This window comes from Paenibacillus sp. FSL H3-0457 (assembly GCF_037981725.1).
In the GTDB taxonomy this organism is placed as follows: domain Bacteria; phylum Bacillota; class Bacilli; order Paenibacillales; family Paenibacillaceae; genus Paenibacillus; species Paenibacillus amylolyticus.
This window is the reverse complement of sequence record NZ_CP150283.1, coordinates 4,872,414-4,884,739: the sequence shown is the minus strand read 5'-3', so window position 1 is coordinate 4,884,739 and position 12,326 is coordinate 4,872,414. Positions and strand designations below refer to the sequence as shown.

Genomic DNA, 12,326 nt, shown 5'->3' with positions numbered 1-12,326 from the left:
GTATGCATAATCGACTCATTGCAATCATTGGCGCAGGGGTGATGGGATGCGCCACAGCACTGGATGTCGCGAGGGCTGGTTATCGTGTAATTTTGCAGGATATTTCGGCGTCGGTCATCGAACATGCCCCTGATGTTATACGTCGTGAATATCGTTCAGCTTGCTTTCTGAAGCAAGGGTACGGTCAGGTGCCCCTGGATCAGATCATGGAACGAATCTCGTTCCAGACACAAGATGAAGGTGTGGAAGAGGCAAGTATCATTATTGAAAATGTAACCGAAAACCTGGAGTTGAAAAAGGAAGTTTACGCACGACTATCCTACAAGGTTCGTCCGGATGCTTTATTTGCGCTAAATACAAGCTGTATTTCCGTGACAAAGCTCGCTTCATTTTTGCCTGACCCAGGTCGAGTCATTGGGGTGCATCTGATGAATCCGGTTCCCGTTAAATCCATGGTGGAGGTGATCAAAGGACATCATACAACGCAGGGTACGGAACATGAGATGGTAGCGTTTTTGGAAACTCTTGATAAAAGTCCAGTTGTCATAGAGGATCTGCCCGGGTTTGTCTCTAATCGCCTCTCGCACTTGTTAATGAATGAAGCGGCGTACATTGTACAGGATGGAATCGCTACACCCGAGCAGGTGGACGCCATTATGAAGAAGGGCTTCAATTATCAGATGGGGCCGCTGGAGACGGCGGATCTGATTGGTCTGGATACGGTCGTGCATTCATTGAAAGTATTGTATGACAGCTATCAGGACCCCAAATTCCGATGCTGTCCGATGTTGCAGAAAATGGTTGATGCAGGACAGTGGGGGCGGAAGACGGGTCAAGGATTCTATGCCTACTAAGATGAAAGGTGGCATGACCATGGAAAAGCTCAAGGATATCAAGTGTATCGTTTGGGATCTGGACCACACCATATGGGATGGGGTTTTGCTTGAATCTGCAGATGTGCAACTGAAGCCGGGCTTAAAGGAGGTGATTGAAAAACTGGACCAGCGAGGTATTTTGCACTCTGTTGCCAGTAAAAATGATGCAGAGCTAGCTTGGGCGAAACTAAACGAACTGGGCATCGCCGAATATTTTCTGTATCCCGAAATCCATTGGGATGCGAAGTCCGTCTCTGTTCAGCGGATTCAGCAGAACATTAATATCGGCATGGATGCCATTCTGTTTGTGGATGATCAACCTTTTGAACTGGAAGAAGTACAAAGTGTACATGCTGACATCCAGGTACTTCATGCGGATCAATATGAAACCATGCTTGATGACCCAAGGCTGATGCCCCGATTCATTACAGCCGACTCTGCGTGCAGAAGGCAGATGTACCAGGCGGATACGCTCCGTAAACAGGCTGAGGAACAGTATAAGGGACCTTCAGAACAATTTCTGGCTACGCTTGGCATGAAATTTTCCATCTACGAGGCTACTGAGGATGATCTTCAACGTGCAGAGGAACTTACCGTTCGCACCAATCAACTAAATGCAACGGGAATTACCTACAGTTACGAGGAGCTGCACCAACTGATGACCTCGCAGGACCACATGTTATTGGTGTGTGAACTCGAAGACAAATACGGGACGTATGGCAAAATTGGGCTTGCACTTATTCACATTCAGCAGAAAGTATGGCGGCTAAACATGCTTCTGATGTCTTGCAGAGTGATGTCCAGGGGAGCAGGGAGTGTACTGCTAACGTATATCATGCGTGAAGCTCAGAAGCAGGGCAAACAAATGCTTGCGGACTTCAGGGATACCGGAAGGAACCGGATGATGAATATCAGCTATCGCTTTGCCGGTTTCAAGCAGCAATCTGCAGATCAGGAAGGAAGAGTACTGTTTCATCATGATTTGCAGCAGGCTGTAGAGTTTCCAGATTACATTGAAGTTTTAGTGCCCGAGGGGCAACATCAATAACAAGGGGGAAGGGCAGTGGATTATCGTCAGGAAATTCGGGAGTTTATCGGGAACAACCTCACCATGGATCATGAGGACACTCAAATTAATGATAATGACAATTATTTTGAGCAGCGGTTCGTCAATTCGCTCTTTGCGATGCGTTTGGTGGACTTTGTAGAGCGTAGATTCCAGATTGAGATAGCAAATGAAGATCTGGATTTGGCTAATTTCTGCACGATTAACCGTTTGCATGATCTTATTGAGAGAAAGTTGACTGAGAAGGAGGTGGCACTATGATTACAGCTAATCAGGCATCCATTCGTCCAGTCACAAGTCCGGCAACCAGCCCGTCCAACAAATATATGTATTTGTTTTTGGGAATTTCCTTTGGCACATGTTATGGAATCGCAAGTTTGTTCATGTTCTTTGCGGATTTTATTGTACCCATAACAGGTGAGTTAACCTTGATGCATCCACTTGCGATCGTTGCTCTGTATTCACCTTCCATTGCCGGATTAATTACATGTTATGTGATGGGCGGAAAGGAAGCATTAAAAGGAATGTTTATGAAGCTGGTTCCGCGCAGACAGGACCTGTTCTGGATACCGCTCATTATTGGAATTTCCATCATCTTTGCATCAACAATGCACTTTGGTTCCTTGTTATTCGGCATACCGGTCCCTGAGCTGACATATAGTGTACCTGAAATGATCTGGTTGGGAATTGTGAATCTGATCAAGGAGACGGGGCTGATTGGTGGGCTGTTTGGCTGGATCGGATTTTTGCTTCCATTCTTGCAAGGGAAGTTAAAAAATAATATAACAAGTGGTCTGATTACCGGCCTGTTGTTCGGATTATGGGTGCTTCCGGGATACTTGATTTCCTCTTTTGGCACCTCAACCACTTACATATACTACGTTGTTCAGCTTATGGCATTTATCGTGTTCCAAAGTTATATCTTCAATGCAACCAAAGGTACACTTCTGTTTTATCTGCTTGCATTCTGGCTTGTAGCCACAGGAAGTCAAATTGATTTGTACTACTTTAATCCGCAAGTTCAAATTATGCAATTCTTCTTTTTTGCAATATCGGCTATTGTCATACATGTCATCTTCAAGCGTAAAAATGTGGATACTTCACTTCAGACATTCCCTGCATATGTACTGGAAAGAAAGTAAGCCTGGTTATGGTGGTGGATAAGTGATGGAACCGATCTATTTGGAGCAACTACAAAAGGGGGCGGGAAACAGACAAATGGTCTGTTTTCCTTATCTCGGTGGCAACTCCAACAGTTTTCAGCCCCTAGTGCCGTACCTTCCTGACACGGGAATTTGGGCATTTACGCCCCCGGGTCATGGTCTGAACACCGAAACACCCCTGGAGCATATGCAGCAACTCGTAGAACTGTATACCAGCGAGCTGCTGGATGTTATACAGCCTGGCAGTCTGTTATTTGGACATAGTCTGGGAGGGATTACAGCCTACTTCGTTGCGCAACGCTTATGTCAGGAACGTCCAGATGTAGCTAAAACGCTACGGCTTGTGTTATCTGCCTGCAACACGCCTGATGAATGCGGGATGCAGAATTATGATCGGATGTCAGACGAAAATCTGATTGATCATCTGTTTTCCTATGAAGCTCTTCCGCAAGAACTGATACATGAAAAAGAATTATTGAATTATTTTCTGCCCGTCATCCGGGCGGATTTCAGGATGCTGGAATCTGCAGCAACGCTTGAATATGAGCCGCTCTCATTGCCGGTATTGTATCTGTGGGGAGAACGGGATCGTACCGTTACCCTTCAATCAGCGTTGAGATGGGGCCGATATTTTGGCACATCCATGAAGCTTCAAACCATCAAAGAGGGTGCTCACATGTTCATGATGCATCAACCTTCAACGGTGGCGCATTGTCTGACAAGCTTTATGACTCCAGATAAATAGGAACAACTTGTAGATGAGAGGAGCCATGTTCGTTTATGCTGCTACGAATGCTGAGAAACGATATAACGAGAAAAAAAGGGATTACGGCTGCGTTGTTTATTTTTGTACTGCTGGCCGCCTTGCTGGTATCTTCGGGGTCACGAATGATTATGGAACTGACGAGTTCCATCCAATATCTATTTTCTGAATCCAAAACACCACACTTTGTGCAAATGCATGCCGGAGAGATCGATCAGGCCAAAGTGAACACATGGGCTGAAGAAAATGCCATGGTCCAGCAGCATCAGATTGTGGAAATGGTCAACATTGACGGCTCTAATCTGTTTCTCGGAGCAGAGTCCGAAAAGAACAGTGTTATGGACATTGACTTTGTTACACAGAATCAGGGTTTCGACTATTTGTTGAATCTGGACAGTGAGATTATTCAGGTGAACGATGGCGAGATCGCGGTTCCGGTATATTACATGCAGCAAAAAAAATTGAGCGTGGGCGACCAGGTTCGGATCGATAATGGTCAATTTGAGCGTTCTTATACCATCGTTGATTTTGTCCGTGATGCTCAGATGAATCCATCGGTTGTGCACTCCAAACGGTTTATCGTGAGTGCAGGGAATTTGCAGGAACTGAAGCAGAGCATCGGAGAGATGGAGTATCTCATCGAATTCCGGTTGACGGATCCCGGACTGACGAGTGAATTTACCCAGGCTTACCAAAATGCCGGACTTCCCAACGCGGGTCCAGTTGTAACCTATGGGCTGTTCCAGGTACTGAATGCCATGACCGACGGAGTTATTGCAGCCGTTATTATTCTGGTCAGTCTTGTGCTGATTCTGATTGCGATGCTTTGCATCCGATTCACGATGCTTGCGACCATCGAAGAGGATTATCGTGAGATTAGTGTCATGAAAGCGATTGGAATCGCAGAGAAGGATATTAAGAGACTGTATCTGATGAAGTATGTATTTATGGCCGGATTTGCATCCGTGCTTGGTTACATTGCATCACTTGGTGTTAACAGATTATTTGTTTCCAACATCATGTTGTATATGGGAAAAGCACCTGCAACCCTGTTGCATTTCGCGATTCCGTTATTAGCCGCTGGAATAATATTTGCCATGGTTGTTCTGTTCTGTCGAACGGTACTGCGGCGTTTTCGTTCCATCTCCGCGGTGGATGCTCTCCGTACCGGGAGCCTGGGAGATACACAGATCATTCGAAACCGGCTTAGTTTGTCCCGCAATCGCTGGTCTTCCGTACCTGTCTTTCTTGGTCTGAAGGAAGTGATACAGCGAATCAAGATGTTCCGATTATTGTTGTTCGTCTTTGTAGTCAGTTCATTTATCATGATTGTGCCGGTCAACTTCCTGAACACTTTGCAGGCGCCAAGTTTTATCTCTTATATGGGTGTTGGACAAAGTGATATTCGTATTGACTTGAGGCACACAGACGATGTGGAGCAGCGTTATGACAATCTGGTTGCCCAGATCCAAAATGATAAAGACATCAAAACGTATTCCCCATTGGTAACAAGCCAGTTCAAGATTAAAAATGCGGAAGGAAGTTACGACAATCTGAGTGTAGAAACTGGGGATTTCAGTATTTTCCCATTGTCTTATGTTAGCGGTAATGCGCCAACAACCGAGAATGAAATTGCGTTATCTGATGCCAACAGTAGCGAGCTGCGCCTGAAGACTGGTGAGCAACTTACCTTGCTGGTTAATGGCAAGGACCAGATGATGACGGTCAGCGGAATATACCAGGACGTTACGAATGGTGGCAAAACGGCGAAGGCCTTATTGCCCTACAACAAGGATAGTGTGTTGTGGTACGTGGTCAGTTTGGATCTGAATAATCGCGGGGACATGGCTACCAAAATTGCTGAATATGAGGCGGCTTTCTCGCCAGCCAAAGTAACCGATCTTCAAGGTTATCTGGATCAGACGTTAGGCGGAACCATCCAACAATTGAAAATGGTGACGATGCTGGCCTTGGTCATCGGTGTCTTCATATCTATTTTGATTACAGCACTGTTCCTTCAGATGTTAGTAGCCAAGGACAACAACGACATTGCTGTACTAAGAAGCCTTGGGTTTGCCTTGTCTAAAATCAAGTTCAAGTATGTCGTGATGTCACTTGTCATATTAATCTTAGGGGTTGTTACTGGAACGATATTGTCCAATACGTTGGGTCCGTTGCTAGTTAGTGCCATTATGTCGACGTTTGGTGCTTCCAATATTGTCTTTGTTGTTAACCCGTTACAGGCATATATTTTGTGTCCATTGTTACTTGCAGGCACGATTGTACTAACAGCATGGATTAGCATCCAATCGATCAAGGAAACGAGCATATCCAAAATGATTGTCGAATAGGGAGGATCAACGATGACAACTATACTTGAGGCTAAAGACGTGAATAAATCCGTAGCGATCGGCGAGAATGAAGAACATAACATCTTAAAAGATATCAACCTTCAATTAAAAAAGGGAGAATTTGTTTCCATCATGGGGCCATCTGGCTCAGGCAAGTCTACCTTACTGTACAACATAAGTGGTATGGATCAGATTAGTGCTGGAAGTGTCTATTTTAATGGCAAAAAAATATCGGCATTTGAGGAGAGGGATCTGGCAAGTCTACGTTTGACCAAGATGGGATTCATCTTTCAAAATATTCATCTGCTCAAGAATCTGAATCTATTAGACAATATCGTACTTTCCGCGTATCTGGCCAAGAATAGCAGCAGAGAAACGATTAATACACGGGCGATGTCATTAATGAAAAAAATGGGGATTGATGAGCTGGCCGGGCATAACATCACCCAAGCCTCAGGCGGACAGCTTCAACGGATTGCCATCTGCCGTGCGCTGATCAATAATCCAGATATTTTATTCGGCGATGAACCAACGGGGGCGCTGAATTCCAAATCAACGTATGAAATCATGGATATTCTGGGCGATATTAATGCAACAGGTACAACCATTCTGCTGGTGACCCATGATGTGAAAGTCGCTGCCAGATCGGAACGTGTACTGTTTATGATGGACGGTAAGCTGGTTGCAGACAGAAATATTGGAAAATATGCAAGAGAGCGTCAGGATCTGAAAACAAGGGAAAGCCATTTGGCGCAATGGTTGACTGAAATGGGGTTCTAAAAAAAGAACTCCATGACTACAATAGACCGACAGTCGGTCGAACGTATCGGAGGCCAGGATATGAGACTGATAAAAAACCCGGAAGAACGCAGGAACGAGATTTTGGATGCCGCCGAGATTCTGTTCATAACAAAGGGGTACACCAAAGCTACGGTCATGGATATCCTTCAGGCGTGCAACATTGCCAAGGGTACATTTTATTATTATTTTCAGTCCAAGGAAGAGGTTATGAACGCCATCGTGATGCGTTTTATTCTGAGTGGGGAGGCATCGGCCAGGCACGTCGTGTCCGATCCCAAACTGAATGCCCATGACAAAATTTTTCGCATCATGATGGCGCAGAATCAGCCAGACGGCAGAAAACATGATCTCATCGAGCAATTGCACAGTGTTCATAATGTGGAGATGCACCAAAAGAGTCTTGTAGAGACGGTAATTCGATTAAGTCCCATCTTGGCCGAGGTGGTAGAGCAGGGCATTCAGGAGGGGGTATTTCATACACCTAACCCAAAGGAATCCATCGAATTCCTGCTCGTATCGTCACAATTTTTGCTGGATCGAGGCATCTTTCAATGGGAGGAGGAAGAACTTCAAAAAAAGGTTGAAGCATTCACACATATTATGGAACGTGTGCTGGGAGCAGAACAAGGAAGCTTCGCCTACGTCACACGTCTCTATTTTCCGAATCAAGGTTAGCCGAGAAAGGAGTATCATCCATGGAACATACCGTTCAAAAATCATTTAAAAAGTTTCTGGTAGTATGGTTTGGTCAGCTCATCTCCATGATTGGGATTGGACTTACGGCCTTCTCCCTGGGGGTGTATGCCTTCGAAAAAACGAATACGGCAACAAGTGTTGCATTGATTACCTTATTCACGTTTCTGCCGAATATCCTGCTTCGACCTATTGGAGGGGTACTGGCCGACCGATTCGACCGTCGAACGATGATGATTATCGGCGACCTGGGGTCGGCAGCCGGTTTGATTTTCATTCTGTCCATTATGCTCACAGGTGATATCCAATTATGGCATATCTATGTGGGAGTAGCCTTTAGTTCCGTGTTTTCCGCGTTGCAGAGCCCGGCATATAAGGCCTCTGCTACGGACCTGCTGGATAAGGATCAATTCTCAAAAGGCAGCGGTCTTGTACAACTGGCTGAATCCTCGAAGTTTCTGTTTTCACCCATCATTGCGGGCATTCTGCTTAGTATAACAACCATTGAAGTCATTCTGGTCATTAATATTCTGACATTCCTGGTTGCCATTCTGGCTGTGCTGGTTATTCGGAAGAGCATGAAGGTGGAGCGAGAGGATCGAGAAGGAAAAAACTGGATCACAGATATTCAAGAGGGCTGGAGAGAAGTTGTAACCAACAAGGGAGTACTGTTGCTGGTGGTGATTATTTCACTTGTCACCTTTTATCTGGGATTCCTGGAGACACTCATTGGTCCGATGCTTCTGTCATTCACGGATGCAAAGACACTTGGAACGTTTCAGTCTGTTAGTGCCATCGGCATGCTGATTAGCAGCTTGTGCATCGGCATATTTACAATAACAAAGAGATACGCAAGTGTGCTTGTGATGGGTCTGATTTTGTGCGGTTTGTCCTTTTCACTTCTGGGCATATCCACCAACATTTATTTTATTATCTTCGCAGGTTTTCTGTTCCTGTCATCACTGCCGTTTGTCAATATGAGCGCAGATGTACTGGTGCGAAACAATATCGCCAACGATAAGCAGGGCAGGGTATGGGGAATCATTGGTATTCTGTCACAACTCGGGTTTATTATCGCGTACAGTTTGGCTGGTTTTCTGGCCGACCATGTGTTTAATCCGTTACTGATGGAGGGGGGAGCACTGGCTTCGTCTGTTGGTCAAATTATTGGAACTGGGCCAGGCAGAGGTATTGCCTTTCTGTTTATCATCGCGGGTCTGTTTGTTATTCTGATCGCAATAATCACATCCCGTTTGAAAATGATCAAATCTCTGGAGCAGAGCCCAGATATAACAGCTCCATCCGATGTTGGCGGGTTGGCGCACGATTAATTCGAATCCAACAGCGTAAGCCCTTGTCCGCAGCAGCGTGTGATACTTCTTCTGTACCAAGAAGTTGTTCACACGATGAGCAGACAAGGGCTTTTTGTGCTAAGGAGTCAGAAGATGTACTTAGACAAGATGCGTTTGTGTATTTGGATTGTCGGTGGAGCTTACCCTTTAACCGCCCCAGAAGTTAGTCCTCCTACAATATACTTTTGCCCAATGAGGAACACAATCAACACAGGCAATGACGTAAGCACGATATCGGCACTGACCAGATTCCACTGGGCACTGAATTGTCCAAAGAAGTTATATACAGCCAGCGTCATCGGCCACATCTCCACTGTATTCAGCATATAGAGTGGGGCAGTAAACTCATTCCAGACACTCAGGAAATTAAGAACAAATACCGTTACCAGCACCGAGGTTAACAAAGGTACAATGATTCGCAGGAACAGCTTGATCCCATTACATCCGTCCATGATCGCGGCTTCATCCAGCTCCTTCGGGATGTTAGACACAAACGCATACGTAATGAACAGCGATATCGGAATCCCCATGGCGGTGTAGAGCAGAATCATGCCGACATGTGAATTGATCATGCCCATCGACTTCATCACTTCCATCAGCGGAATGTAGTTGAGCGGCAGTGTGATGCCAAGAATCAGGAAGAAGTACAGAAACTTGCTGAACCTCGAATGGTTACGGGATAACGTGAAGGCCGAGAAAGCCACAACAAACACCAATAGCAGGGAAGAAGCCCCGGAATGCAGCAGACTGTTGAAAAAGGAACCTCCCAAGTGTCCTTGTTCATAGACGATTTTGTAATTTTCGAAGATAAACTTCTCGGGCAGCGTCAGCTTCAGCACTTTGGCCTCGGCGTCCGACTTGAATGAATTCAGTACAATGACCACAAAAGGAATCAAGACCACCAGGCTAAGCAGCCAGGCGAGTGCATTTAACCCGATCGAAGCCAATCTTTTTCTCAATCGCATGTCAGTATTCCACCTTTCGGTTCATCAAACGAATGATGAAAAAGGAGATGATTGCCATGATGACAAACAGAATGGTAGATAGCGCACTCCCCAGTCCCCAATACCCTTTGGCAAAAGAGGAATAGACCGCCGTGTTAATCACATCTGTCGCGTTACCGGGGCCACCATTGGTTAACACGTATACGGCATCGAAAACTCTCAGCCCATATGTAATATTAAGCACCGTGGCGATGGTAATGGTAGGCATCAGCATCGGAATCGTAATTCGGAAAAGCTTCTGCCCGAACCCGGCGCCATCAATGGATGCTGCTTCGTAATAATCACGTGGAATCGCGAGCAGTCCGGCGATGAACAGCACCATGATGTACCCCATGCCTTTCCACGTATCCACTGCCATAATGGATGGCATGGCCCAGGTCAGGGAGCCCAGCCAGTTCTGGGCGAGAACGTCTAGTCCCATGGAACGCAGAGTTACGTTAACGAACCCGTTGTTTGGGTCGAGCAGACTTTTGAAAACAAGCCCAACAATCAGGAACGATAGCACCTGCGGGGAGAAAATGATCATCCGGTGCAGATTGGCGGCCTTTACACCGCTGACCAACAGTAGAGCCAGGAACAGGCCCAGAACCGTCTTGGCGATGGATGTAACGAGGGTGAACAGGACTGTGTTTTTGATAAAAAGCAGATAGGTCGGATCACCCGCCAGAATAGTACGGAAATGCTCCAGACCAATAAAGTTCTTCTCCGAACTATAACTGTTCCAGTCGGTGAAGGAATAATAGATGCCCAGCAGGGCGGGAGCGACAATGAACAGTAGATATAACACAATTGCTCCAGATGAGAAATACCAGGGATAGATTTTGTTTGCATTCATAATCCGTAACACCTTTCCTTCCTGCCAAAATACATGAGCGGGCAAATGCCCGCTGCATATAACGTTGTTCAGCGTTTATATTTATCTGAAATATGTGCTGTTACTGCCACTTCTCATCTTTCAACACTTTGGCTTGTTCAGCACGACGTTTATCAATATTTTGCAAAATCTGATCCGGTGTCATTGCTCCGGCGAACATACCTGACAAGTCCTTGCCAATATCCATCCATTGTGGATCAATGTATTTTACAGCGGCCTGCATAACCGTACCTTTTTCATGATCTTTCTCATAGTCGATGTAGTCCTGTGTCAGCTTTGGTTCGATTTCCGGCCAGCAGATCGTCAGGTTACCTTCACCTTCATCGAACACACGCTGCAGATGATCATGCTGGGTAATCCAGCGGAAGAATTTCAGCACTTCTTCGGGATGTTTACTGTTTTTGTTACCAAACATCGCAGCCGATCCGCCCGGGTTCACACCAATCGTCTGATTATCTCCCCATGGCATGACGAAGAATCCCATATTGTCTTCCATTTCCGGATACGCTTCGGAAACTTCCTTTTCCGTCCCTGGCACCCGCAGCAACATCGCTGCTTTCTCCTGACCAAACGCTTCAATGCCCGCTTCTACCGTATTGGACAAGAAGTCTTTGCCGAAATAACCGAGATCCGCAAATTCTTTCAACTGTTCAATGACCGTCTTGAGTTGCGTCATATCTGCGACTTTCATCTCATTGTTGTTTAATTTCTCGTAGGTTCCCGCTGTTGTTTGCTCATAGTTAGGTCCCGTTTCAAACAAAGGCAGAACCTGATACCACCCGCTTGCAGGTGCTTGATAGAACGGAATGATGTCTTTATCCTTAATTTTCTGGCTGATGGCCTTGAATTCGGCATAGGATGTAGGAGGCTCTATGCCGAGCTCTTGGAAGATACGTTTGTTATAGTACACATACCAGATTTTCGTTGGTGCAAAAGAAACCCCGTACACCTTGTCATTATGACTGACAGTTGGCAAAATCTCTTCAGACATCCGACCTGTGAATTCCTCATTGGTCAGGTCAATGGCATTTTCCTCCGGTCTTACGTTGGCCGGCATGCTCAGTGGGTCCACATCGACATTAAAAATATCAGGTGCTTCGCCAGAAGCGAGCTTCACCTTGATCAGGTCACGCCACTGTGCGTCAGGGACGACCTGGAAGTCAATTTTGACACCCGTCTCCTGCTCATATTCCTTGGCCATCGTCTGCATGATGCCTGTACGCGGAATACCGGATTGACTTGTTCCAAACGTGAGAGTCACCTTACCCGAACCTTCCGTACTTTTACCTGAGTTGCACCCGGCAAGCAGCAGAGTGGAGAGCAGGAGCACACTTGCAAGCGAAAATAGAAATCGTTTTCTCATCATTGAACCTCCCGGAATATA

The 12,326-nt window shown here is 45.9% G+C and carries 12 protein-coding genes; 9 read left to right on the top strand and 3 right to left on the bottom strand.

The window, feature by feature from the left end; translation table 11 throughout:
* The first annotated feature begins 2 nt into the window (after positions 1-2).
* From MHH25_RS21700 to MHH25_RS21660, 9 genes are read left to right on the top strand one after another with little or no spacing between them, the layout of a single operon-like run.
* A complete protein-coding gene (locus MHH25_RS21700; protein ID WP_340018009.1) occupies positions 3-854 on the top strand; it encodes a 3-hydroxyacyl-CoA dehydrogenase family protein in 852 nt (283 codons plus the stop codon).
* 19 nt (positions 855-873) lie between these two features.
* Positions 874-1,923, top strand: a complete 1,050-nt coding sequence (locus MHH25_RS21695; protein ID WP_340018008.1) for an HAD-IIIC family phosphatase — start codon at positions 874-876, stop codon at positions 1,921-1,923.
* 15 nt (positions 1,924-1,938) lie between these two features.
* On the top strand, positions 1,939-2,202 hold the full coding sequence (locus MHH25_RS21690; RefSeq protein WP_340018006.1) for an acyl carrier protein: 264 nt from the start codon (positions 1,939-1,941) through the stop codon (positions 2,200-2,202).
* Positions 2,199-3,083: a hypothetical protein gene (locus MHH25_RS21685; protein ID WP_017687157.1), complete on the top strand. Its 885-nt coding sequence runs from the start codon at positions 2,199-2,201 to the stop codon at positions 3,081-3,083. The genes MHH25_RS21690 and MHH25_RS21685 overlap by 4 nt, the downstream gene beginning before the upstream one ends.
* 25 nt (positions 3,084-3,108) lie before the next feature.
* Positions 3,109-3,849, top strand: a complete 741-nt coding sequence (locus tag MHH25_RS21680) for an alpha/beta fold hydrolase (protein WP_340018005.1) — start codon at positions 3,109-3,111, stop codon at positions 3,847-3,849.
* A gap of 35 nt (positions 3,850-3,884) precedes the next feature.
* The gene (locus MHH25_RS21675) at positions 3,885-6,218 is read left to right on the top strand and encodes an ABC transporter permease (RefSeq protein WP_076214241.1); all 2,334 of its coding nucleotides are present in this window, start codon (positions 3,885-3,887) and stop codon (positions 6,216-6,218) included.
* A gap of 12 nt (positions 6,219-6,230) precedes the next feature.
* A complete protein-coding gene (locus MHH25_RS21670) occupies positions 6,231-6,998 on the top strand; it encodes an ABC transporter ATP-binding protein (protein WP_047843824.1) in 768 nt (255 codons plus the stop codon).
* A 60-nt stretch (positions 6,999-7,058) separates the two neighbouring features.
* Positions 7,059-7,694, top strand: coding sequence for a TetR/AcrR family transcriptional regulator (locus tag MHH25_RS21665; RefSeq protein WP_036615194.1), 636 nt, complete (start codon positions 7,059-7,061; stop codon positions 7,692-7,694).
* 20 nt (positions 7,695-7,714) lie between these two features.
* Positions 7,715-9,043 carry an MFS transporter gene (locus MHH25_RS21660; protein ID WP_036668528.1) on the top strand — a complete coding sequence of 443 codons (1,329 nt, stop codon included), beginning with the start codon at positions 7,715-7,717 and terminating at the stop codon, positions 9,041-9,043.
* A 161-nt stretch (positions 9,044-9,204) separates the two neighbouring features.
* On the opposite strand, the gene MHH25_RS21655 is transcribed toward MHH25_RS21660, so the two are convergent.
* The 3 genes from MHH25_RS21655 to MHH25_RS21645 all read right to left on the bottom strand — a co-directional run bounded on the left by MHH25_RS21655 (position 9,205) and on the right by MHH25_RS21645 (position 12,308).
* Positions 9,205-10,029 carry a carbohydrate ABC transporter permease gene (locus MHH25_RS21655; RefSeq protein ID WP_340018004.1) on the bottom strand — a complete coding sequence of 275 codons (825 nt, stop codon included), beginning with the start codon at positions 10,027-10,029 and terminating at the stop codon, positions 9,205-9,207.
* Between the two features lies 1 nt (position 10,030).
* Entirely contained in the window at positions 10,031-10,903 is an 873-nt protein-coding gene (locus MHH25_RS21650; RefSeq protein ID WP_017687164.1) for a sugar ABC transporter permease, read from the bottom strand.
* Positions 10,904-11,003: 100 nt separating this feature from the next.
* Positions 11,004-12,308 (bottom strand): ABC transporter substrate-binding protein, encoded by a 1,305-nt coding sequence (locus MHH25_RS21645; RefSeq protein WP_340018003.1) that lies wholly within the window; start codon positions 12,306-12,308, stop codon positions 11,004-11,006.
* Between the last annotated feature and the right edge of the window lie 18 nt (positions 12,309-12,326).